Genomic DNA, 23,489 nt, shown 5'->3' on the forward strand with positions numbered 1-23,489 from the left:
TACCAGATGTTTTCCGCTCCGTTTTCCGGGGCTTCGTCATCCAACTCGCTGGTGTCTTCCGGGGCTTGACGCCCTGTCCGACGTTTCAAACTCTAACCGATCCCCGCTCCGAAAAGCGAATCCGGCCGCAATCCGATAAAACGAGCACGCCGAATAAGCACCAGGCCGAGACGCGAAATAGCGAAACGACCGGCACGAACCGGAAGGGTGTTTCAAGGGATTGGCCGCCCCGGGACCGTCCGCGCAGATGCGTGTCCGGTGCTCCCAGCCGAGCGACTAGAGAACACTACGCCTCTCCGGCGCTCCGGGCAAATCGGTTCCGGAGACGGTCCGGGTGCAGAGCGGGCGGCCGGCCTTCACGTACTCGCCGTTGGGGTGATCGTTGCCGGTGACCCAGTGGCGGGCGGCGGCCTCGTCGCGGCCGCCGTCGCGGTGGCGGGCCAGCAGGCGGTCCTCGCGGACGGTGTCGTCGGCGTGGACGTACCAGAGCTCGCGCAGGAGGCGGCGCGCGTCCGGCCAGGGGGTGTCGGTGGAGGCGAGGTAGTTGCCCTCGATGATGACGAGGCGGGTCCACGGGTGGACGACGTGGCGGGCGGCGACCGGTTCGTCCAGGGTGCGGTCGAAGTCGGGGACGTAGATGTCCTGGAAGCGGTCGGCGGCGATGCGGTGCAGCAGGGCGACGTAGCCGTGGGCGTCGAAGGTGGCGGGGGCGCCCTTGCGGTGGGTGAGGCCGAGGCGGTCCAGCTGGGCGGAGGAGAGGTGGAAGCCGTCGAGCGGGACGTAGGCGGCGGTGCCGGGGCCCTCGGCGCGGTCGACCTCGGCGACGAGGCGGCGGGCGAGGGTGGACTTGCCGGCGCCGGGCGGGCCGGCGAGTCCGAGGATCGTGCGGGCGGTGCTGCCCGGGCCGCGGAGGAGGCCGAGGGCGAGGGCGGTGGGGTGGGGCTCGTTCATGGCCGCACCCTAGATCTCCCGGCGCGGGGCGAGGGCCGGGACGTCGAGGGTGAGCGTGCCCGCGTCGGCGTCGAGCAGGGCGGGGACGCCGAGCGGGACGGTGAGGGTGGACGGGCAGTGGCCGAAGCCCAGTTCCCAGAGCACGGGTATGCCGAGCGGTCCGAGGCGGTCGAGCATCACCGCGCGGACGCGCTCGGGCCGTCCGCAGCCCTCCCAGGAGCCGAGGGCGATCCCGGCGACGCCGTCCAGGGCGCCGGAGCGCAGGAACTGGGTGAGCAGGCGGTCGAGTTGGTACGGGTGCTCGTTGACGTCCTCGAGGACGAGGATGCTTCCGGCGTACGAGGGCCGGGCGGCGGGGGTTCCGCGTTCGGAGGCGAGGACGTGGAGGCAGCCGCCGGCGGTGACGCCGTGGGCCCGGCCGCCGACGAGGGCCTCGGCGGCGGGCGAGGTGAGGGCGGTGGTGGCGGCCGGGTCGAAGAGGGTGCGGCGCAGGTGGTCGGCGGTGGGGCCGTCCCCGACGAAGCAGCCGGCGGCGGCCATCGGCCCGTACAGGGTGGCGAGGCCGAGGTGCCGGGCGAAGGCCTCGTGGAGGGAGGAGACGTCGCTGAACCCGATGAACGCCTTGGGGGCGGCACCGGCCATGGCCGTCCAGTCGAGCAGGTCGACCATGCGGTGGACGCCGTAGCCGCCGCGGGCGCAGATGACGGCGTCGACGTCGGGGTCGAGCCAGGCGCTCTGGAGGTCGCCGGCGCGGTCGGCGTCGGTGCCGGCGAGGTAGCCGAGGTCGGGGTGGGTGTCGAGGACGTGCGGGGCGACGGTGACGCGCAGGCCCCAGGAGCGCAGGATCGCGCAGCCCGCGGTGAGGCGGTCGGGGTCGATCGGGCCGCTGGGGGCGATGACGACGACGTGGTCGCCGGGGCCCAGGCGGGGCGGCCTGGTCAGCCCCTGGCCGGGGGTGGTCGGGTGCTGGGCCATGGCGCCGGTCCGCCTTTCGGGCAGTTCGAGCGTGTCGGACGGGGGGGTTACGGGTGTGCGGGCGGCCCCGATCGGGCCGGGGCCGCCCAGTGACGATATGCCCCCTCCCCCGCCGACCGATGTGCCGACCGGTGGGTGGTGCGGTGCGCGATGCGGTGGGCGATGCGCTCAGGGCCCCTTCAGATCACCGCGCCCATCACCTCCCGGACCTCCGCGAGGGTGGCGTCGGCGACGGCCCCGGCCCGCTCGGCGCCGTCGCGCAGGACCTGGCGCAGGTGGGCCCGGTCGGCGGCGAGTTCGGCGCGGCGGGCGCGCAGCGGGCGGAGGAACTCGTTGACGGCCTCGGTGGTGGTGCGCTTGAGCGCGGCGGCGCCGCCGTCGCCGAGCTCCTCGGCCACGGCCTCGGGGTCACGGCCCTGGCAGAGCGCGGTGAGCAGGACGAGGCTGGAGACCTCGGGGCGGCCGGCGGGGTCGTAGGTGATGCGGCGGTCGGCGTCGGTCCTGGCACCGCGGATCAGGCGGGCGGTCTCGTCCTCACCGGCGCCGAGGGAGATGGCGTTGCCGCGGCTCTTGCTCATCTTTCCGCCGTCGGTGCCGAGCAGCATGGGGGCCTCGGAGAGCAGGGGCCTCGGGGCGGGGAAGACGCCGCTGCCGTCGGCGTGCGGGTAGCGCTCGTTGAAGCGGCGGGCGACGGTGCGGGCGACTTCGAGGTGGGGCACCTGGTCCTGGCCGACGGGGACGAGGGTGGCCTTGCAGGAGAGCAGGTCGGCGGCCTGGTGGACGGGGTAGGTGAACATCAGTCCGCTGACGCTGGACTGGCGGGAGTGGGCGATCTCGTCCTTGACGGTGGGGTTGCGGCTGAGTTCGGCGACGCTGACCAGGCTGAGGAAGGGGAGCATCAGCTGGTTGAGGGCGGGGACGGCGCTGTGGGCGAAGATCGTGGTCCGCTCGGGGTCGAGGCCGGCGGCGAGGTAGTCGAGGACGAGGTTCTCGGTGTGCTCGGCGAGCCGGTCGGCGACGTCGCGGTCGGTGATCACCTGGTAGTCGGCGACCAGGACGAACATCTCGACGCCCCGCTCCTGGAGGCGGACCCGGTTGTGCAGGGTGCCGAAGTAGTGGCCGAGGTGGAGCGGGCCGGTGGGGCGGTCCCCGGTGAGGACGCGCTCGGCGGTGAGGTCCTCGGGTTCGGCGAAGGCGGCAGGGGCAGGAGCAGGGGCGGTCTGGACGGTCCGGACGGTCTGAGTGCTCATCGGGTCTTCTCCTCGGTGCCGGGTGGCTGCGGTGGTGTGCGGCCGTCCGGGGCGAGGGGCCCGTCCTGCGGTGGAAACGCGACAGGGCCGTCCATCCCGGACGGCCCTGTGGTCAGGCGAGTGGGGTGGCCGTCCTAGGACGGCCACCAGCACAGGTCTGAAAAGCGGTTCATGCGGCCAATCGTACGTCAGTCCTCGACGACGAGGGCGGGAGTGTCCTTGCGCAGCGTCTCGCCGCGGAAGAACTCCGGCCGGATCACGCCGTACGCGGTCATCAGGGCCGCACCGAGCAGCAGGATGCCGACGCCGATGACGAAGACCGAGCCGATGCCGAACACGGAGCCGCTGCCGTAGTCGGGCGCCCAGGCGTCGGTGAGGGTCTGGAGGAAGACGGCGCTCAGCAGCAGTCCGCCGACCAGCGGGGCGACGCCCTTGAGGAGGAGGTCGCGCAGGCCGGTGCGCAGCGTGCGGCGGAAGTACCAGACGCAGGCGAAGGCGGTCAGGGCGTAGTAGAAGCAGATCATCAGACCGAGCGCCAGGATGGTGTCCTGGACGACGTTCTCGCTGATCAGGCTCATGCCGACGTAGAAGGCGGCGGTCGCGATGCCGGCCGCCACGGTGGCGTAGCCGGGGGTGCGGAAGCGCGGGTGGACGGCGCCGAAGCGCGGCGGCACGGCGCGGTAGGCGCTCATCGCGAGCAGGGTGCGGGCCACCGGGATGAAGGTGGTCTGCAGGCTGGCGGCGGCGCTGGCGACGACGGCCAGGAAGAGCAGGATGCTCCACGGCGAGCCGAGCACCGGGCGGGCGAGCGCGGAGAAGACGTTGTCGGCGGTGGCCGGGTTGCCCAGGCCGGTGCCGGTGGTGCCGACGCCCGCGAACATCTGGGAGGCGATCGCGACCAGCAGGTACGAGCCGACCAGGGTGACCATGGAGATCATCGCGGCGCGGCCGGGTGTCTTGGCGCTGCCGAGGGTCTCCTCGTTCATGGTGAGGCAGGTGTCCCAGCCCCAGTACATGAAGATCGACAGCGACAGACCGGCGGTGAACGCGCTGAAGGAGCCGACCTCCAACGGGTTGAGCCAGGAGAAGGAGAAGCCGATCGAGCCCGGCAGGTCCCCCGCGACGGCCTTGCCGACGGCGATGCCCGAGAACAGCAGCAGCACGGCCAACTGGAGGCCGACCAGGCCGTACTGGAACCACTTGGTGGCCGTCATCCCCCGGTAGCTCATCGCCGTGGCGCCCGCGATCAGCAGGACGACGGTGAGCAGGTGGACGGCCTTGTTCTGGTCGAGCTCGGTGACCCAGCCGCTGCCGGTCATCTCACCGAGCATCAGGTAGAGGAAGTCCGTCGCCACGCCGGCCAGGTTGGACAGCACGATGATGGTCGCGACGGTCAGGCCCCAGCCGGCCATCCAGCCGACCCTCGGGCCGAAGGCGCGGACCGCCCAGGTGAAGGAGGTCCCGCAGTCCGGGAAGTCCTTGTTCAGCTCCTTGTACGCGAACGCCACGAGCAGCATCGGCAGGAATCCCGCCAGGAAGACCGCGGGCATCTGCACGCCGACCGCGGTGACCGTCGGGCCCAGCGTCGCGGTCAGGCAGTAGACCGGGGCGACCGTCGAGACGCCCAGCACCACGCTGCTCAGCAGGCCCACGGAGTTGCCCCGTAGACCCTTGTCCCCCGCTCCCCCAGCCGTCCCCTGTTCGGGGACTCCACCACTGGTGCCACTGACCGGGGCACCCTGCGGAGCGGCGGGCGCCGTTGCCCGACCGCTGCTTGTGTGCTCTGAGAGCTGCTGATCAAACACCAGCGCACTCTAGTGCGGGCCCGAAAGGTTGAATAGCCCAACTCTTGGTGATTTTTTGCACTTGGGGAAGGTTTGGCATTGCTCGGTCTTGACCTCAACATGAACGGCGACGCGTCACCCGGACACCTTGGGCAGTCGGACCGACACGCGCCGTAGGGGGCGGGCAAGAGTCGGGTAAGCGGCCGGGTTCGGCGCTTGGCCCTGGTGGCGCGGTGCGGGAGGATCGTCGCACCGTTCCCCGAAGGGCCCGCCGATGACCTCGTTCCGTCCCACGACCGATCCGTCCACGCCCGGTGAGCCGGCCTCCGGGGCCGCCTCCTCGCCGCAGCCTCCGCCGTCGGCCTCCTCGTCTGCTTCACACTCCGCACGCTGTTCGATCGCGACGACGGCCGACGGGACGCCGCTGCGCGACTCGGTGCCGCAGCCGCGCGGGCGGTGGGACGCGGAGGTGGCGGAGGTGCTGGGCGCCGTCGCACAGGCGGCCCCGGAGAGCGGCCTGATACCGGCGCCGCGTCCGGTGCGCGAACAGCCGCGCGGATTCGTGGCGTTGCGGCCCTCGCCCTCGCGGCGGCTGCGCAGGATGCACCCTCCGACGGCGCCGGCGGCGATCGCACCGACCGGGCAGGGGGCGGCCGAACGGGAGACGGCCGTGCCCGGCCCGGTGGACGCGACCGGTGCTGCGGGTGGGATCGGGGCGACGGAAGCCGGCCCCGGGCAGGGCGACGCGCAGTTGGGCGTGCTGATCGGCGGCGGGCGCGGCCCGGCCGAGGCCGTGGGGCGCCCGGAGGAGCGGGCGCCCGTCCGGGTGCCGGCCCGGCCGCTGCGGATCGGGCGCGGCACCAGCCTGATCGTCCTGCCGACCTGGCGGCCGGCGATCGCGGTGTCGGTGCCGACCGAGCACCTGCTGTCCGCCACCGGGCTCGGCTTCGAGCAGCTGGCGGGCGCCCGGCTGACGGCGCTGATGAACCCGGCGGCGCTGCACGACCGGGAGTTGGAGCTGCACGGCTGGGAGTGCGTCCCGCCCGTACGGGCGCGGCGCGGCGGGCGGGTGTGAGCGCCGTCCGTCAACGGCCGTTGGGGACGTAGCCGAGGTCGACGGGCGTCGGTGCGCGCCCGTCGACGGCCCAGCCCGTGCGGACGGGCGCCAGCAGCTCCGGGAGCCGGGGCGGCCAGAGGGCGTCCGCCCTGTCGTCGGCGAGTTCGGCCTCCGTCCACCAGCGCCAGTCGAGGATGCGGTCGACGGCGTGCACGGCGCTGACGTCGCCGACCGGGCCGCGGTGCGGGCCGGTGGTGAGGTAGACGTGCTCGTGCTGGCGCACCGGCGTGCCGTGCCAGGTGAAGTCGTGCTCCCAGGTGCAGAGCAGCGGGCCGGGTTCGAGGTCCGTCCAGCCGGTCTCCTCCCACAGCTCGCGGCGGGCGCCGTCCCTCGGGGTCTCCCCCGCCTCCAGGCCGCCGCCCGGCATCGTCCAGTGGACGCCGACCTCGTCGTTGTCCGAGCGGAGCAGGAAGACCGAGCCGTTCCCGTCCAGCACCACCGTGCGGGCGGCCTGCCGGGGGACGCGTCGGCGCGGACGCAGCAGATTTCGCATCGGGCCACTCTGGCACCGGGGTGTCGGCCCGTCGAGCGGATTCGGTTGCGGCGACGCACTCCTGGGCGCGCGCACGGCCTCGCGCACGCCCCGGAGCCGTACCCTGACCGCCATGCCTTCACCCGCGATCCTCTTCCCCGCCGATCCGCTCAACCCGCGCCGGCCCGATCCCCACTTCGCCTGGGAGGCCCGGCTGCTGAGGGACCTGGGCGGGGTGCACCACCTGGTCGACCACGACGCGCTGCTCACCGGGGACGCCGATGACGCCCGGGGGGCCGTGCGGCGGGTGCCGGAGGGCGTCGGCCCGCTCTGGTACCGGGGGTGGATGCTGCCCTCGGCCCGGTACGCGGGCTTCGCCGGCGCGCTGGCCGCGCGCGGCGGCAACCTGCTGACCAGCCCCGCCGGGTACGCGGCGGCGCACGAACTGCCGGGCTGGTACGGGGTGTTCGAGGGGGCGACGCCGCCGAGCGCCTGGATCCCGTCCGGGAACGACGGCGACGGCGCGGCGGCGCCCGGGCCGCGGGAGCTGGAGGCGGCGGTGGCGCGGCTGGGCGGGAGCGGGCCGGCGATCGTCAAGGACTACGTGAAGTCGCGCAAGCACGAGTGGCACGAGGCCTGCTACGTCCCGGAGTTGGCGGACCTGGCGGCGGTCGGCCGGGTGGTGGGGCGGTTCGTCGAACTGCAGGGCGAGTTCCTGGCCGGCGGGGTGGTGCTGCGGCGCTTCGAGGAGTTCGACCGCGCGGCGGTGAACGGCGGGGAGGTCGAGAAGCGGGCGGTGGAGGCGCGGGTGTGGTGGCTGGACGGGCGGCCGATCCTGGTCGGGCCGCACCCGGACGCGCCGCACCAGGTCGTCGAGCCGCAGCTCGCGGGCGTCTCCTCACTGGTGCGCACGCTCGGCTGCCGGTTCGTGACCACCGACCTGGCCCGGCTGGCGGACGGCTCCGGCTGGCGGGTGGTCGAGGTCGGGGACGGGCAGGTGAGCGACCTGCCGCGCGGGATCGACGCCTCCGGGCTGCTGACCTCGCTGATCGCCGCCTGAGGGCTCCGAACGCACGGACGGCCGACCGGGGTTCGCCCACCCGGTCGGCCGTCCGCCGTCGTCGAGCGCCGGACGGCCGCCGTCGTCGAGCGCTAGCCGGCCGCGACCGGCTCGGGCTCCGGGTGGCCCTCCGCGACGAAGGCCTGCCAGAGCCGGGCGTACGCCCCGCCCAGGGCGAGCAGTTCGGTGTGGGTGCCGTCCTCGACCACCCGGCCGTGGTCCAGCACGACCACCCGGTCCGCGCGTTCGGCCGTGGTCAGGCGGTGGGCGATGACCAGGGTGGTCCGCCCGCCGCTGAGCCGGTCCGCGGCCCGGTTGACCGCCGCCTCGGTGGCCAGGTCCAGCGCCGCGGTGGCCTCGTCGAGCAACAGGACGTCCGGGTCGACGAGTTCGGCCCGGGCCAGCGCGATCAGCTGGCGCTGACCGGCGGAGAGGTTCCGCCCGCGGCCCGTCACCTCGTGGTCGTAGCCGTCCTGCAGCCGCAGGATCATCTCGTGCGCGCCGACCGCCCGGGCCGCCGCCTCCACCTCGGCGGGCGAGGCGGAGGGGCGACCGTACGCGATGGCCTCGCGGACGGTGCCCGCGAACAGGTACGCCTCCTGCGGCACCACGCCGAGGCGGTGGCGGTACTGCGCGAGGTCGTAGCGGGTGAGGTCGACCCCGTCGACCCGGACGGTGCCGGACGTCGCGTCGTAGAACCGGGCGACCAGCTTGACCAGCGTCGACTTGCCCGCGCCGGTCTCGCCGACCAGGGCCACCGTCTGACCGGCGGGGACGTGCAGGTTCACGTCCGTCAGCACGTCCGGGGCGCCGTCCGCCCCGCCGTTGTAGGCGAAGCCGACGCCCTCGAAGGAGATCTCGCCGCGCAGCCGCCCGGTGACCGCCACCGGGTCGGCCGCCGCGGCGGTGCTGGTCGGGGTGCGCAGCAGCTCCCTGATGCGGCCGAGGCCGACGGAGGCCTGCTGGTAGCCGTCGAAGACCTGGGAGAGCTGGTTGACGGGGGCGAAGAACAGGTCGATGTACAGCAGGTACGCGACCAGCGCGCCGACCGTCAGCGTCCCGTCGTCCACCCGGGAGGCGCCCACGATCAGCACCAGCGCGGCGGCCACGCTGGAGAGGAACTGGACGAACGGGAAGTAGAGCGAGATGTAGAGCTGCGCGCGGACGCGGGCGTCGCGGTAGGCCATGCCCCGGGCGACGAAGCGGTCGGTGTTGGTGTCCAGGCGGCGGAAGGCCTGGACGATCCGCATGCCGGCCACGTTCTCCTGGAGGTCGGCGTTGACCGTGCTGATGAGGTCGCGCGAGAGCTCGTACTGCTCCTTGGACTTGCGGCGGAACACCAGGGTCGCGATCACCAGCAGCGGCAGCACCGCGAAGACCACCAGGGCCAGGCCCGCGTCGATGATCAGCAGGGCGGCGAAGATGCCGGCGAAGGTCAGCAGGCTGACGACGAAGGTGACCAGGCCGGTCTGGAGGAAGGAGGTCAGCGAGTCCAGGTCGGTGGTCATCCGGGTCATGATCCGGCCGGTCAGCTCGCGCTCGTAGTAGTCCAGGCCGAGGCGGTTGAGGTGGGCGAAGATCTTGAGCCGGAGCGAGTAGAGCACGCGCTCGCCGGTGCGTCCGCTGACCCGGTTCTCGGCGCCCTGCACCAGCCAGTCCAGCAGGACGACGGCGAGGGCGATGAGGGAGGCCACCACGACGCCCGACATCAGGGTCTTGCTGACGCCCTCGTCGATGCCGCTGCGGATCAGCACCGGCAGGACCAGGGCGGCGGCGGCGTCCAGGGCGACGAGGAGGAAGGCGAGGGCGAGCGGGCGCCGGAAGGGGCGCAGCAGGCGGCGGAGGGTGAAGTCCGGGTCGCCGGCCTCGGCCTCGGCGCGGGGGACGTCGGGGGTGTCGGCGGCGGGCGGGAGGGCGGCGACCTTGGCCAGCAGGTCGGGGTCGGCGGTGCGGGCGGCCTTGGTCAGGGCCGGGGTGGGGAGGTGGGGGACGGCCGGCGCGGGGGTGGCGGCCCGCTGGTCGTGGTCCTGCTCGGTTTGCTGCTCGGTTTGCTGCTCGGCCTGCTGCGGGGCGGCCGGTTCGACGGCCGTCGCGGATGCCGTCGCGGGGTCCTGCGCCGGGGTGCGGCCGGCTTCGGGGTCGGTGATCAGGGCCCGGTAGCGGGGACATCGGGCGTCGAGTTCCTCGTGGGTCCCGATGTCCAGCAGCCGGCCGTGGTCCAGGACGGCGATGCGGTCGGCGAGTTGGAGGGTCGAGCGGCGGTGGGCGATCAGCAGGGTGGTGCGGCCGGTCATCACGGAGCGCAGGGCGTCGTGGATCTCGGCCTCGATCTGCGGGTCCACGGCCGAGGTGGCGTCGTCCAGCAGCAGGATGCGGGGGTCGGTGAGGATCGCCCGGGCCAGGGCGATGCGCTGGCGCTGGCCGCCGGAGAGGGTCAGGCCCTGCTCGCCGACCTTGGTGTCGTAGCCGTCGGGCAGGGCGCGGATGAACTCGTCGGCCTGGGCGGCGCGGGCGGCGGCGAGGATCTGCTCCTCGGTGGCGTCCGGGCGGCCGTACGCGATGTTGGTGCTGACCGACTCCGAGAACAGGAAGCTCTCCTCGGGGACGATGCCGATCGCCGCGCGGACGGAGTCCAGGGTGAGGTCGCGCAGGTCGTGGCCGTAGAGGCGGACGGCGCCGGCCGCCGGGTCGTAGAAGCGGGGCACCAGGTGGGCGACCGTCGACTTGCCGGAGCCGGAGGCGCCGACCAGGGCGAGGGTCTCGCCGGGGGCCAGCGTGAGGTTGAGGCCGTGCAGGACGGGGTCGGGGTGCTCGGGGTCGTAGCGGAACTCGACCTGGTCGAACTCCAGGGCGACGCCGGGGGTGCGGGGGCCGACGGTGCCGGCCTCCTCCCCGGTCCCTTCGCCGGCCTCTGCTCCTCCGAGATCGAGGGTGAGCGCGTCGGGGCGCTCCTGGACGAGCGGGCGCTCGTCGATCAGCTCCAGGACGCGCTCGACGCCCGCCCGGGCCTGCTGGCCGACCGTGATGACCATCGTCAGCATCCGGACCGGGCCGGTCATCTGCGCGACGTAGGTGGAGAAGGCGACGAAGGTTCCGAGCGTGACCTGGCCGTCGACGGCCAGCCAGCCGCCGAAGAACAGCACCGCGACCTGGGCCAGCGCCGGGATCGCCTGCATCGCCGGGTTGTAGCGGGCGTTGAGGCGGATCGAGCGGAGCCGGGCGGAGAAGAGGTGCCGGGAGGCCGACTCCAGCTTGTCCTGCTCCTGCGCCTCCTGGCCGAAGCCCTTCACCACGCGGACGCCGCCTATCGCGCCGTCCACCACGCCCGCGACGGCGGCCGCCTCCTGCTGGGCGGCCCAGGTCGCGGGGAACAGGCGCTTGCGGCTCAGGACGGAGACCCACCAGAGCGCGGGGCCCATCACCAGGGCGACCAGGGTCAGCGGCGGGGAGAGCCAGAGCATGACGGCCAGCGACATGGCGAACATCAGCAGGTAGCCGGTCATCATCGGCACCATCGACAGCAGGCCGTTGATCAGCTGGAGGTCGGAGGTGGCGCGGCCGACGACCTGGCCGGTGTCCAGGCGGTCCTGGCGGTGGCCGTCGAGGCGACCGATCGACCGGAAGAGGTCGGCGCGCATATCGTGCTGGACGTCCAGGGCCAGCTGGCCGCCGTAGTAGCGGCGGACCTGGGTGCAGCCGAAGACCACGGCCGCCGCGAGCAGCAGCACCAGCGCCCACGGGGCCAGGGGGCGGCTGTGGGCGGTGATCACGTCGTCGATGATCAGCTTGGTGACCAGCGGCACGAGTGAGGTGACGGCCATGCCGAGCAGCGAGGCGCCGAAGGCGAGCAGCAGGCTGCGGCGGGAGCGCCAGCTGTAGCCGAGCAGGCGACGCAGCCAGCCGGCGGTGGCCGGCGGGGCATCGGTGGTGGGGGCGGCGGGGGCGGCGGTCTGCGGGGCCTCGGCCGGGCGGGCGTCAGCGGGCGGGCCCTCGGCGGCGGGGGCCTGCGGGGGTGCGGCGCCGGTGGGGGCCGGGCCGGGTGTCCGGGCCGGAGTGCCGCTCGGGGATTGCTGGGATTGCTCCACCGTAGATCCGTGAGTCTCGGGCATATTTAGGGATGCTAACCATTTCGTCGGGTGGCCGCCACGGCGTTTTCAGCCGGGCGAGCGCCGGGTCCAGCGGAGTGGCCAACAGCCTGCGGCCTGCCGTGATTCCCGTTCGAACCCCGGTTCGGCCGACCTGTCCGCCTCCTCCCTCCAGGGTCGCCGAAGGCCCGCCGGGCGCCCAGCGGCCGGGGTCGGACGGGCACCGGTCGTTGGGCCTAGGGCCGAGGGTGGGGGTGCGGACTCGGGCGCGGCTCGGGCCGGGGGGTCAGGAGTCGGGCTCGGTGATCGGGGCTGCGGCGGTCGGAACCGCTGCGGTCGGGGCTGCGGCCGCCGGGTCCGTCGAGTCGGTCGAGTCGGTCGAGTCGGTCGAGTCCGTCGAGCCTGCGGCGGCGGCGAAGGCGCCCAGGGTGAGGGTGCGCAGCAGGGCGGCCATGCCGTCGCGCTGGAGGCCGGTGCGCTCGCCGTGGCCCGGGTTCGAGCCGAGGCTGTGCGGGGTGGAGTTGATCAGGCCGAAGACGGCGTGGACGGTCGCCCGGGCCACCGGCTCGGCCTCGGGGGCGGCCAGCGGCGGGTACGCCTGGCGGACCACGTCCACCCACAGCTCGACGTAGCCGCGCTGGAGGCGGCGGACGGTGCGGCGGTCCTCGTCCTTGAGGTTCAGCAGTTCGCGGTCGTGCAGGGTGATCAGGTCGCGGTCGTCGAGGGCGAACTCGACGTGGCCGCCGATGAGCGCGTCCAGGGCCGCCGCCGGGCCGTCGCCGCCGCCCGCGCGGCGGCGCCCCTCCTCCAGCAGGCGCTCGCTGATGCCGACCAGGAGGTCGGCGAGCATCGCGTCCTTTCCGGCGAAGTGGCGGTAGAGCCCCGGGCCGCTGATGCCGACGGCCTTGCCGATCTCGTCCACGCCCACGCCGAGGAAGCCCCGGGCCGCGAACAGCCGGGCGGCCTCGCGGCGGATCTGGTCGCGGCGCGGGAGTGGGGAGGCTGCTGGGACGTTCGACATCCGACCATCGTAGACAGTGGGGTTATCGGCCGTTAACCTGGGCGAGCAAGTTAACGTTCATTAACGTAGGGATCACGGGCGCACCGTACCCGGCCGCCCACCTGGTGCCGAGGGCAAGGGAGCTCTTGGGAATGGTCATCTCCACCGCCGGCGCGCCGACCGGCGTCCAGTCCGGCCCGACGACCGGGGGCGCCGCCGCTCCGGCACCCCGGCTCGCCACCTCCGCCGACCCGGGCTCCGCCGCCTACCGGGCCAACGCCGAGGCGCACCGGGCGCTGGTCGCCGAGCTGCGGGCGAAGCTCGACGCGGCGGCCCTCGGCGGCGGCGCCAAGGCCCGCGCCCGGCACATCGCACGCGGCAAGCTCCTCCCCCGCGACAGGGTGGACACCCTGCTCGACCCGGCCTCGCCCTTCCTGGAGCTGGCCCCGCTGGCCGCCGACGGCATGTACGACGGCGCGGCGCCGGCCGCCGGAGTCATCGCCGGCATCGGCCGGGTCGCCGGACGCGAGGTGGTGGTGGTCGCCAACGACGCCACCGTCAAGGGCGGCACGTACTACCCGATGACGGTGAAGAAGCACCTGCGCGCCCAGGAGGTCGCGCTGGAGAACCGCCTCCCCTGCGTCTACCTGGTGGACTCGGGCGGCGCCTTCCTGCCGATGCAGGACGAGGTCTTCCCCGACCGCGACCACTTCGGCCGGATCTTCTACAACCAGGCCCGGCTCTCGGCTGCGGGCATCCCGCAGATCGCCGCCGTGCTCGGCTCCTGCACGGCGGGCGGCGCGTACGTCCCGGCGATGAGCGACCAGGCCGTGATCGTCCGCAACCAGGGCACGATCTTCCTGGGCGGGCCGCCGCTGGTGAAGGCCGCCACCGGGGAGGTCGTCACCGCCGAGGAGCTGGGCGGAGGCGACCTGCACTCCCGCACCTCCGGCGTGACGGACCACCTGGCCGAGGACGACGCCCACGCCCTGTCCATCGTGCGGACCATCGTGGCCGGGCTCGGCCCGCGCGCGGCCAGGCCGTGGCCGCTCACCCCGGTCGAGGCCCCGGCGGTGGACCCGGCCGGCCTGTACGGGGCCGTGCCGGTCGACCCGCGCACGCCCTACGACGTGCGCGAGGTCATCGCCCGGATCGTCGACGGCAGCCGGTTCGCCGAGTTCAAGGCCGAGTACGGCGCGACCCTGGTCACCGGCTTCGCCCGGATCCACGGCCACCCGGTCGGCATCGTCGCCAACAACGGGGTGCTGTTCTCCGAATCGGCCCTCAAGGGCGCCCACTTCATCGAATTGTGCGACCAGCGCGGCATCCCCCTCCTCTTCCTGCAGAACATCACCGGGTTCATGGTCGGCCGGCAGTACGAGGCGGGCGGCATCGCCAAGCACGGCGCCAAGATGGTCAACGCCGTCGCCTGCACCCGCGTCCCGAAGCTGACGGTGGTGATCGGCGGCTCGTACGGAGCCGGCAACTACTCGATGTGCGGTCGGGCCTACTCACCCCGCTTCCTGTGGATGTGGCCGGGCGCCAAGATCTCCGTGATGGGCGGCGAGCAGGCCGCCTCCGTCCTCGCCACCGTCCGCCGCGACCAGTTGGAGGCGCACGGCGAGCAGTGGCCGGCCGAGGCGGAGGAGGAGTTCAAGCGCCCCGTCCGCGAGCAGTACGAGCGCCAGGGCAACGCCTACTACGCCACGGCCCGGCTCTGGGACGACGGCGTGATCGACCCGATGGACACCCGCACCGCGGTCGGCCTCGCCCTCACCGCCTGCGCCAACGCCCCGCTGGCACCGCCGGCACCGTACGGCGTCTTCCGGATGTGACCCTCCGGCGCCGGCGACCGCGTTCGCCGGCGCCACCACCGCCCATCGCCCACCTCCTTCGTACGGCTCCCCTCGACCCGGAGGATCGCCTCCCATGTTCGACACAGTTCTGGTCGCCAACCGCGGCGAGATCGCCCTGCGGGTCATCCGCACCCTGCGGCGCCTCGGGGTCCGCTCGGTCGCCGTGTTCAGCGACGCGGACGCCGACGCCCCGCACGTGCGCGAGGCGGACGTGGCCGTCCGACTCGGCCCGGCCGACCGCAGCGACAGCTCGGCCGCCGAGACCTACCTGCGCACCGACCAGATCCTCGCCGCGGCCCGGCGCACGGGCGCCCAGGCCGTCCACCCCGGCTACGGCTTCCTCGCCGAGAACCCCGGCTTCGCCCGCGCCTGCGCCGACGCGGGCCTCGTCTTCATCGGACCACCTCCCGGTGCCGTCGAGTTGATGGGTGACAAGATCAACGCCAAGGAGGCCGTACGGGCCGCCGGCGTCCCGGTGGTGCCCGGCAGCCAGGCCACCGCGCCCACCGACGAGCAACTCGTCGCCGCCGCCGACGAGATCGGCTACCCCGTCCTCCTCAAGCCCTCCGCCGGCGGAGGCGGCAAGGGCATGCGCCTGGTGCGGGACCGCGCCGACCTGCCCACCGAGATCGCCGCCGCCCGCCGCGTCGCCAGGACCGCCTTCGGCGACGACACCCTGCTCCTGGAGCGCTGGGTCGACCGGCCGCGCCACATCGAGGTGCAGGTGCTGGCCGACGCCCACGGCACCACCGTCCACCTCGGCGAGCGCGAGTGCAGCCTGCAGCGCCGCCACCAGAAACTGATCGAAGAGGCTCCCTCCGTTCTCCTCAATGCCGAGACCCGCGCCGCGATGGGCGCCGCGGCCGTCCGCGCCGCGGAGTCCTGCGGCTACACCGGGGCCGGCACCGTGGAGTTCATCGTCCCCGGCATCGACCCGGACTCCCCCGCCACCACCTCCGCCTCCGAGGAGGGGGTGCGGGACTTCTTCTTCATGGAGATGAACACCCGCCTCCAGGTGGAACACCCCGTCACCGAACTCGCCGTCGCCGTCGGCGAGGACGCGGCGCGACTCGACCTCGTCGAGTGGCAACTGCGCGTCGCCGCGGGCGAACCGCTCACCTTCTCCCAGTCGGACGTCTCCTTCCTGGGCCACGCCATCGAGGCCCGCATCTGCGCCGAGGACCCGGAACGGGACTTCCTGCCCACCGGCGGCCGGATCATCGCCCTGGACCTGCCCGGGGGCGAGGGCGTGCGCGTCGACTCCGGGGTCGCCCCCGGAACCGTCGTCACCAGCGCCTACGACCCCATGCTCGCCAAGGTCATCGCGTACGGGCCCGACCGCCCGACCGCGCTGCGCCGACTGCGCGCGGCGCTGGCCGACACCCGCCTCCTGGGCGTCACGACCAACACCGGCTTCCTGCGGCGACTGCTCGCCCACCCGGACGTCGTCGCCGGCCGACTGGACACCGGCCTGGTGGAACGGACGGCCCAGCAGCAGCCGGACCTGCTCGCCTCGCCGTACTCCCCGGCGAACGCGAACGCGGTGGACACGGCGAGCACGACGAGCACGACAGACGCGACCGACTCGACGAGCACCACGAACACCGGGCAGGCGGACGGCACCTCGGCCGCCACGACGGAACCACCGTCACCCGCACACCTCCTCCACTACGCGGCCGCGCTCACGCGGCACCTCGACCTCACCCCGACCGCCGACACCGGCGGCTGGACCGATCCCTTCTCCCTTCCCTCCGGCTGGCGCCTGGGCGGCACTCCCGCCTGGACCACCCACCGCCTCCGGGCCCCCGGCCAGGACCCGGTCACCGTGAGCGTCCGTTCGATCACTGCGGGCAACGTAGCCCATGCCACTGACAATCCGGCCGGCCCGGCCCAGGAGGTGGAGCTGCGGCTCGGCTCCGGGCCCGTCCACCGCGCCCGCGCCGCCCGGGGCGGGGACCGGCTGCACCTGACCGTCGACGGCCTCCGGACCACCTTCGTCCTGGCCGTCGACACCGAACAGGGCTCCGCCTCGGGCGCGGTGACCTGGATCGGACTCGACGGGGACGCCTGGCCGCTGCACCCCTTCGACCCGGTCGGCGAGGGCGCCGCCTCCGCCGCCGCCCACCACGGCGCCCTCACCGCGCCGATGCCCGGCACCGTCACCGTCGTCAAGACCGTCGCGGGCGAGGCCGTCCGCAGGGGTCAGCCCCTGCTCGTGCTGGAGGCCATGAAGATGGAACACGTGATCGCCGCGCCGCACGACGGCGTGGTCTCCGAGCTCCGCGTCGCCGCCGGCGCCACCGTCGCGATGGAGGACCTGCTCGTCGTGGTCACTCCGGCCGAGGAGACCGTCGAGGCCGCCGGGACCGCCGAGGCCGCGGAGGTGCGGTCGTGAGCGCCGGGACCGAGGCGGGCACCCGCGAGCCGGACGCCCTCGACCTGGGCCTGCCCGATCCCGTCCGCGCCCCCGGCCTGCCGGAGGAGGTCCGCATCCACGAGGTCGGCCCGCGCGACGGCCTGCAGAACGAGAAGTCCCTCGTCCCCGTCGAGGTCAAGGCGGAGTTCATCGCCCGGCTCGCGGCCGCCGGGCTGCGCACCGTCGAGGCCACCAGCTTCGTCCACCCCAAGTGGGTGCCCCAGTTGGCCGACGCCGAGGAACTCGTCCCGCTGCTCGCCGACCTGCCGGGGCGCCACCCCGGGCTGCGGCTGCCGGTGCTGGTGCCCAACGAGCGCGGGCTGGACCGGGCGCTCGCCCACCGCACCGCCGACATCGCGGTGTTCGCCAGCGCCACCGAGACCTTCGCCCGCCGCAACCTCAACCGCTCGGCGGACGAGGCCATGGAGATGTTCCGCCCGGTCGTCGCCCGGGCCGCCGAGGCCGGGGTGGCCGTCCGCGGCTACCTCTCGATGTGCTTCGGCGACCCGTGGGAGGGCCCCGTCCCGGTCGAACAGGTGGTCCGGTACGGCGTGCGGCTGCTGGAGCTGGGCTGCGCGGAGCTGAGCCTCGGCGACACCATCGGCGTGGCCACGCCCGGCCAGGTCACCGCCCTGCTCGCCGGGTTCACCCGGGCCGGCGTGCCGGTCGAGCGGCTGGCCGTGCACTTCCACGACACCTACGGCCAGGCGCTCAGCAACACCCTGGCGGCGCTGCGCGAGGGCGTCACCACGGTGGACGCCTCGGCGGGAGGCCTCGGCGGCTGCCCGTACGCGAAGAGCGCGACCGGCAACCTGGCCACCGAGGACCTGGTGTGGATGCTGCACGGCCTCGGCATCCGGACCGGCGTCGACCTGCGCGCGCTGGTCGCCACCAGTGGCTGGATGGCCGAGCGACTCGGCCGCCCCAGCCCGTCCCGCACCGTCCAGGCACTGCTCGGCGCAGCCCGGGGCTGACCCGCCCCGGCCACCGATCAGTCCTTCGATCACACCGTGCGACCGTCACACCGTCAGACGGACGCCGGCCGTCCCATCCAGCCCACGGCCCAACCGGCCGGGCACCAGGAGGATCAGATGCTCGACCACCGGCTCAGCAGCGAGTACGAGGAACTGCGGCGCACCGTCGCCGAGTTCGCCCAGGACGTGGTGGCGCCCAAGATCGGGGAGTTCTACGAGCGGGAGGAGTTCCCGTACGAGATCATCCGCGAGATGGGGCGGATGGGCCTGTTCGGCCTGCCGTTCCCGGAGGAGTACGGCGGCATGGGCGGCGACTACCTCGCGCTCGGCCTCGTCCTGGAGGAACTCGCCCGCGTGGACTCCTCGGTGGCGATCACCCTGGAGGCCGCCGTCTCGCTCGGCGCGATGCCCATCCACCGCTTCGGCACCGAGGAGCAGAAGCGCGAGTGGCTGCCCCGGCTCACCTCGGGCGAACTCCTCGGCGCCTTCGGCCTGACCGAGCCCGAGGGCGGCTCCGACGCCGGCGCCACCCGCACCACCGCCCGGTACGACGAGGCCACCGACGAGTGGGTCATCAACGGCACCAAGTGCTTCATCACCAACTCCGGCACCGACATCACCGGGCTGGTCACCGTCACCGCGCTCACCGAACCAATCGCTCGTTCGAGTGAAGAGGGCGAATTCCGCTCGCCCGTGCGGGAGATCTCCTCCATCATCGTGCCCACCGGGACCCCTGGCTTCACGGTCTCGAAGAAGTACTCGAAGGTCGGGTGGAACGCCTCCGACACCCGCGAACTGTCCTTTGTCGACTGCCGCGTCCCCGCGGCCAACCTGCTGGGCGAGCGTGGCCGCGGCTACGCCCAGTTCCTGCGCATCCTCGACGAGGGGCGCATCGCGATCGCCGCCCTGGCCACCGGCCTGGCCCAGGGATGCGTGGACGAGTCCGTCAAGTACGCCGGCACCCGCCGGGCCTTCGGCCGCCCGATCGGTGCCAACCAGGCCATCCAGTTCAAGCTCGCCGACATGGAGCTGCGCGCCCACATGTCCCGCCTGGCCTGGCGGGACGCCGCTTCCCGGCTGCTGCACAACGAACCGTTCAAGAAGGAGGCCGCGATCGCGAAGCTGTACTCGTCCGAGGCCGCCGTCGACAACGCCCGCGAGGCGACCCAGATCCACGGCGGGTACGGCTTCATGAACGAGTTCCCCGTCGCCCGGTTCTGGCGTGACTGCAAGATCCTGGAGATCGGGGAGGGTACGTCCGAGGTGCAACGCATGCTCATCGCCCGGGAGTTGGGCATCAAGTACTGAGCACTCCCCCGGGGGAGTCGCATCAGGACTCGGGTCGGACGGTCCGTCAGGGGATCACGATCACCGGGCGGTTGGCCCGCCGCGCCAGCCGCCCGGAGACCGAGCCGAAGAGCTTGCCGAGCAGGCCGTGCGTCGTGCCGACGACGATCGCGTCGGCGGCGTACTCGCGGCCGACCTCCTCGATCTCGTGGCAGATGTCGCCGCCGCGCTCGATCAGGATCCACGGCAGCCCAGAGAGGAAGTCCGCACACGCGAGCTCCAGGCCCAGGACCTCGGTCCGGTGGTCGGGGAGGTCCACGAAGACAGGAGGTTCACAGCCGGCCCACACCGTGGCGGGCAGGCGATTGGCGACGTGCACGATCACCAGGCCGCACTGCGAACGACGCGCCATGCCGACCGCGTAGGCGAGGGCGCGCTCGCTCGACAGCGAGCCGTCGAAACCGACCACCACGCCGTGCTGGAACACCGGGTCCGGCGGGCTCGCCACGGACTCCTGCATCGTGGGCTCCACAGGCGCGCCTCCGGGCAGGCCGGGCCCCGGGCGCTCGGCTCCCGGGCCCAGGCGGCCGCCCGTCACCGGGGGCTCCGCCGGGCCGGCTGGGCCACCGGGGCCGGTCGGGTGCCCGCCACGCCGCTGGCGGGGGCCGGGGCGGTCACGGCGGACCATGCCGCGCAGCGCGCGGACCAGCGCCGAGGGGCCGGCCTGCGCGCGGCCCGCGCGTGCGTCGGCGCCGCCGTCCCGCCCGGTCGCCGCAGCTCCTGCGGACGCACTGCGGGGCGCCTCCGGGTCAACCGGTCGGGAGGGCTCAAAACCAGCCATGGCTCACGGCTCTTCGATGGAGAGGGGCCGACAGGAGAGGACAACGCTGCCCGGGCAACAGGCCCGCCTCCGGGATGACGTCGGTCCGCACCGCGCAGCACCGTATGTGACCTGTTCCTTTCAGAGTACGACGGCCTCGGGGCGCGGCCCACCGACCAGGCCCCGAACCGAGGTTGTTCCCGCGAAAGGGGGATGCGCCCGCCGCGGTGGTGCGCCCTGCCCGCAGGCGATCGCGCCCCCTCCGGAAAGGAGGTTCCCTGGAGCTTGACGGAGCGGACGGACGGGCGCAACAGGCCCCCGCGACACCGTGACCGGACTGTCATGGATCGGCGACGATCCGTTGCGACCGGTCGCGAACCGTGACGCCACCCGGGCCCCACCAGCCCCGGGAGCACCGTCACACCCCCGGCCTCCCGCCCGCCGCCGGGCCCGTTTCAGCCACTTCGTACGCCTTCGCGACGCTCTCTGGCATTTGCCAGATGCATAGGCGCGGGCGCTGGCACCATGCTCGGCATGCCCCTGCTGCTGTTCGACCTCGACAACACGCTGCTCCCCCGGGACGCCGCATTCCGGGCCTGGGCGCAGGACTTCCTGTCCGAACACGACCTCCCGCCCGGCGACCTCGACTGGTTCGTCACCCTCGACGGCGGCGGCTACGTGCCGCGCAGCACCGTACTGTCCGCCGTCCGCCGCCGCTACGGTCTGGACGCCTCCGTCGACTTCCTGCACGCGCACTTCCGGCGTGGCATCAACGCGCACATCCACTGCCCCGCCCGGAACCTGGAGGCGCTGCGGACGGCGCGGGCGGCCGGCTGGACGCTGGGGATCGTCAGCAACGGGGGCACCGAGGCGCAGTTGGAGAAGATCCGGCGGACAGGGCTGGGGCCGATGGTCGACGGCTGGGTCATCTCCGAGGAGGCCGACTGCGTCAAGCCGGACCCGCTGATCTTCGAGATCGCCGCCCAGCGGTGCGGCGTCGCGCCCACCGGGGACTGGGCCGCGCACACCTGGATGGTCGGGGACCACGCGCCCGCCGACATCGCCGGCGCCGAACTCGCCGGGCTGCGCAGCGTCTGGCTGCACCACGGCCGGCCGTGGTCGGAGGTCGGCTACCGGCCGACGCTGAAGGCGGCCGGCCTGCCGGAGGCCGTCGGCCAGGTGCTCGCCGCCCGTTCCGCGCCCTCGCCCCGCCCGGGCCTGCGGGTGGGCAGGCCGGTCCGGCGGCGGGCCGCCGCGACCGGGGCGGTGCGCGCGACGGCGCTCGTCGGCGCGCGGCTCGGCGCGCACCTGGCCGTGCCCGCCCTCGGCGGTCCGGATGCGCCCGTTGCCGCGAACGCCGCGGCGGCCGGCGCCCCCTCCCCGGGGGCGGGGTCGGGTGTCCGAAACCGCTCCGGCGGGTTTGCCCTGCTCGCGGACGGCCTCCAACGGGCTGTCGTGACCGTCGGGATGGAGGTCGGGCCGGAGACCGGGACGGAGACCGGAGCGACGGCCGGATCAGTGCACGTGAAGGCCACCGCGACGGGCCCAGGGAGGCGCCCGACTCCCCTGCTCACGCGAAGCGGTGACGCCGTACCGGCCACCCACGCCATCCAGGCCACCCAGGCCACCCAGGCCGCACCGGAAGCGGACGGAGCCGCCCCGGTGGCGCGGCCAACTCCCCTGCGGGTGCGGGGCGGTGAGCCCGTACAGCCCGTACAGCCCGCACTGACGGTGTTCGCCGCCGCTCCGAGCGCGGCCGCGCAGTAGGGCGGCAGGCACGCGGCCGGCGGGGCGGCCGACGGGCGGTCAGCCCTCCGTGCCCGTACTGCCCGTCCACCAGCAGGTGTCGGCCAGGGCGGTGAAGCCGAGCTTGCGGTAGAGCGGTTCGCCGAGCGAGGTGGCGACGAGGGTGGCCGGGCGGTTCGGGTGGGCGTGGGTCAGCGCCGTCTCCAGCACGGCCCGGGCCACGCCGCGGCCCCGGCGGTCGGGCAGGGTGGCGACCCAGTACACGCCGGTGGCCCGCCCGTCGTCGTAGGTGAGGCAGGCGCCGGCCGGGGCGCCGTCGACGCGGCCGAGCCAGGCGCGGAGCCCGGGTCGGCGCAGCAGCGCCTCGGGCAGGGCGACCCCCCGGACCCAGGGCTGCCGGGCGGGCAGCGGGAAGCCGTCCACCACCACCCGCTCGACCAGCGCGAACTCGTCGCCGACCAGCGCCTCACCGACCGTCAGGGAACCGTCGCCGTGGCCCTTCTCCCAGGTCCGCGGCCGCCCGCCGCCGTGGTCGAGCGGGCCCGGTTCGCGGGCCATCACGGGCATGAGCGGCATCCGGGCGCCCCCGAGCCGGCTCAGGTCGAGGCGGCCGTACGGGTCTTCGACGGTGAAGCGAACGGTCGACCAGGCGGTGAACAGCTCGGCCAACTCCTGCTCCACCGCGCGGGGTTCGGCGTAGGAGCGGGTCACGACGACGCGGTGCGCGTCCTCCGGGTTGCGCGCGCAGCGGGCCGCCGTCCAGCCCGATCCCGTCTCGGCCCGCCAGTCGTGCGCCCGGGCCTGGGCGAGCCAGAAGGCGGCGGCGTTGTCGTTGGCCTGTTCGAGCCGGCTGTCGATGTTCACGGCAGGACCGTAACCCGCCCGCCGTGCACCGGGTCGGGCCGCCCAGGCCCTGGCCGGATGAAGCCTGGGAGGCGCATGGTCCGCGCGCGTGCGCCCTCCTGTGCACCGCCGATTTTCGGTCAATTTCGTACGGGCGCCTCCCGCTTGGACATATCCGCAGCCCAGACCCGCCGGCCGGGTGCACGGAGGCCGGGAGCCCCGGTAACCGCCCCGCGACAACCAGCCACCCTTGCCCCGGCCCTCTTCCCAGAAGGGTCGACGGGTGCCACGCTTCGTGATCGAATGCATCACGCCAAATTGCCATGTCGACATAGCGTCGGATGGTGAACTTGTCACAACGGTGATGGTCCACCCGATAGATTTCGATCTTGGCGAGCAGTGCCGCACCACCCACACCACACCACCGAGGGGGCTTGAGCGCCTTGAGCAGGGTGAGCAGGAGCGACGCGGGTCCTGACAGCGGCCAGGCGACGGCCGGCATCGCGGGTCGGACCGCGAGAAGCACCGGCACCACCCCCATCGGCGCCACCACCCGCAACTCCGGCACCACCGGCCCCTCGGGCCCCTCGGGAGGGTCGTCGCACCTCGCCCACCCGGCCGTGCCGCCGTCCGCCGGTGGGTCCGCGACCGAGCCCGGCGGGCCGGTTCCGTACGGTGCGCAGCAGCCCCAGGGGATTGGCCAGTCCGGCTATGTCGGACAACCCGTCAGCCGCGGGTTCGTCAACCCGACCCTGGCTCAGCAGGGCGACCACCCGAGCCATTCCGGCCACTTCGGCGGCGGGCAGGTCGCTCCGTACCCGAGCCACCCGGGAACCGCTCCCGGCCAGAACGG

Annotated in this window: 16 protein-coding genes; 7 read left to right on the plus strand and 9 right to left on the minus strand. The window is 73.8% G+C overall.

Features of this window, described 5'->3' with window-relative positions:
* Positions 1–276: 276 nt before the first annotated feature.
* From ACIRRS_RS17980 to ACIRRS_RS17995, 4 genes are all read right to left on the minus strand, one after another.
* Entirely contained in the window at positions 277–951 is a 675-nt protein-coding gene (locus ACIRRS_RS17980; RefSeq protein ID WP_402971656.1) for a nucleoside/nucleotide kinase family protein, read from the minus strand.
* A 9-nt stretch (positions 952–960) separates the two neighbouring features.
* Complete coding sequence (locus ACIRRS_RS17985) at positions 961–1,926, minus strand: LD-carboxypeptidase (protein WP_402971658.1); 966 nt, start codon at positions 1,924–1,926, stop codon at positions 961–963.
* Positions 1,927–2,105: 179 nt separating this feature from the next.
* Positions 2,106–3,176: a tryptophan--tRNA ligase gene (gene trpS, locus ACIRRS_RS17990; protein ID WP_402971660.1), complete on the minus strand. Its 1,071-nt coding sequence runs from the start codon at positions 3,174–3,176 to the stop codon at positions 2,106–2,108.
* A 188-nt stretch (positions 3,177–3,364) separates the two neighbouring features.
* Positions 3,365–4,828: an APC family permease gene (locus ACIRRS_RS17995; protein WP_402971662.1), complete on the minus strand. Its 1,464-nt coding sequence runs from the start codon at positions 4,826–4,828 to the stop codon at positions 3,365–3,367.
* Between the two features lie 406 nt (positions 4,829–5,234).
* Here ACIRRS_RS17995 and ACIRRS_RS18000 point away from each other — a divergent pair, with 406 nt between their 5' ends.
* On the plus strand, positions 5,235–6,035 hold the full coding sequence (locus ACIRRS_RS18000; RefSeq protein WP_402971664.1) for a hypothetical protein: 801 nt from the start codon (positions 5,235–5,237) through the stop codon (positions 6,033–6,035).
* 10 nt (positions 6,036–6,045) lie between these two features.
* Here the strand turns inward: ACIRRS_RS18000 and ACIRRS_RS18005 are convergent, their stop codons facing one another.
* Entirely contained in the window at positions 6,046–6,570 is a 525-nt protein-coding gene (locus ACIRRS_RS18005) for an NUDIX hydrolase (RefSeq protein WP_402971666.1), read from the minus strand.
* Positions 6,571–6,682: 112 nt separating this feature from the next.
* On the opposite strand from ACIRRS_RS18005, the gene ACIRRS_RS18010 reads away from it, so the two are divergent.
* Positions 6,683–7,609, plus strand: a complete 927-nt coding sequence (locus ACIRRS_RS18010) for an ATP-grasp domain-containing protein (RefSeq protein WP_402971668.1) — start codon at positions 6,683–6,685, stop codon at positions 7,607–7,609.
* A 92-nt stretch (positions 7,610–7,701) separates the two neighbouring features.
* Here the strand turns inward: ACIRRS_RS18010 and ACIRRS_RS18015 are convergent, their stop codons facing one another.
* The gene (locus ACIRRS_RS18015) at positions 7,702–11,718 is read right to left on the minus strand and encodes an ABC transporter transmembrane domain-containing protein (protein ID WP_402971670.1); all 4,017 of its coding nucleotides are present in this window, start codon (positions 11,716–11,718) and stop codon (positions 7,702–7,704) included.
* 262 nt (positions 11,719–11,980) lie between these two features.
* Positions 11,981–12,715, minus strand: a complete 735-nt coding sequence (locus ACIRRS_RS18020; protein WP_402971672.1) for a TetR/AcrR family transcriptional regulator — start codon at positions 12,713–12,715, stop codon at positions 11,981–11,983.
* Positions 12,716–12,846: 131 nt separating this feature from the next.
* On the opposite strand from ACIRRS_RS18020, the gene ACIRRS_RS18025 reads away from it, so the two are divergent.
* The 4 genes from ACIRRS_RS18025 (at position 12,847) to ACIRRS_RS18040 (ending at position 19,248) form a co-directional block, all read left to right on the plus strand.
* A complete protein-coding gene (locus tag ACIRRS_RS18025; protein ID WP_402971674.1) occupies positions 12,847–14,529 on the plus strand; it encodes a carboxyl transferase domain-containing protein in 1,683 nt (560 codons plus the stop codon).
* Positions 14,530–14,623: 94 nt separating this feature from the next.
* Complete coding sequence (locus tag ACIRRS_RS18030) at positions 14,624–16,945, plus strand: biotin carboxylase N-terminal domain-containing protein (RefSeq protein ID WP_402971676.1); 2,322 nt, start codon at positions 14,624–14,626, stop codon at positions 16,943–16,945.
* Positions 16,942–17,940 carry a hydroxymethylglutaryl-CoA lyase gene (locus tag ACIRRS_RS18035; protein ID WP_402971677.1) on the plus strand — a complete coding sequence of 333 codons (999 nt, stop codon included), beginning with the start codon at positions 16,942–16,944 and terminating at the stop codon, positions 17,938–17,940. The genes ACIRRS_RS18030 and ACIRRS_RS18035 overlap by 4 nt, the downstream gene beginning before the upstream one ends.
* A gap of 117 nt (positions 17,941–18,057) precedes the next feature.
* Positions 18,058–19,248: an acyl-CoA dehydrogenase family protein gene (locus tag ACIRRS_RS18040; RefSeq protein WP_402971679.1), complete on the plus strand. Its 1,191-nt coding sequence runs from the start codon at positions 18,058–18,060 to the stop codon at positions 19,246–19,248.
* A 46-nt stretch (positions 19,249–19,294) separates the two neighbouring features.
* Here the strand turns inward: ACIRRS_RS18040 and ACIRRS_RS18045 are convergent, their stop codons facing one another.
* The gene (locus ACIRRS_RS18045) at positions 19,295–19,747 is read right to left on the minus strand and encodes a universal stress protein (protein ID WP_402971681.1); all 453 of its coding nucleotides are present in this window, start codon (positions 19,745–19,747) and stop codon (positions 19,295–19,297) included.
* 834 nt (positions 19,748–20,581) lie between these two features.
* Here ACIRRS_RS18045 and ACIRRS_RS18050 point away from each other — a divergent pair.
* On the plus strand, positions 20,582–21,814 hold the full coding sequence (locus ACIRRS_RS18050; RefSeq protein WP_402971683.1) for an HAD family hydrolase: 1,233 nt from the start codon (positions 20,582–20,584) through the stop codon (positions 21,812–21,814).
* Between the two features lie 39 nt (positions 21,815–21,853).
* On the opposite strand, the gene ACIRRS_RS18055 is transcribed toward ACIRRS_RS18050, so the two are convergent.
* Entirely contained in the window at positions 21,854–22,657 is an 804-nt protein-coding gene (locus tag ACIRRS_RS18055) for a GNAT family N-acetyltransferase (RefSeq protein WP_402971685.1), read from the minus strand.
* Positions 22,658–23,489 lie beyond the last annotated feature (832 nt).

Source organism: Kitasatospora sp. NPDC101183 (assembly GCF_044767945.1).
Lineage (GTDB): Bacteria > Actinomycetota > Actinomycetes > Streptomycetales > Streptomycetaceae > Kitasatospora.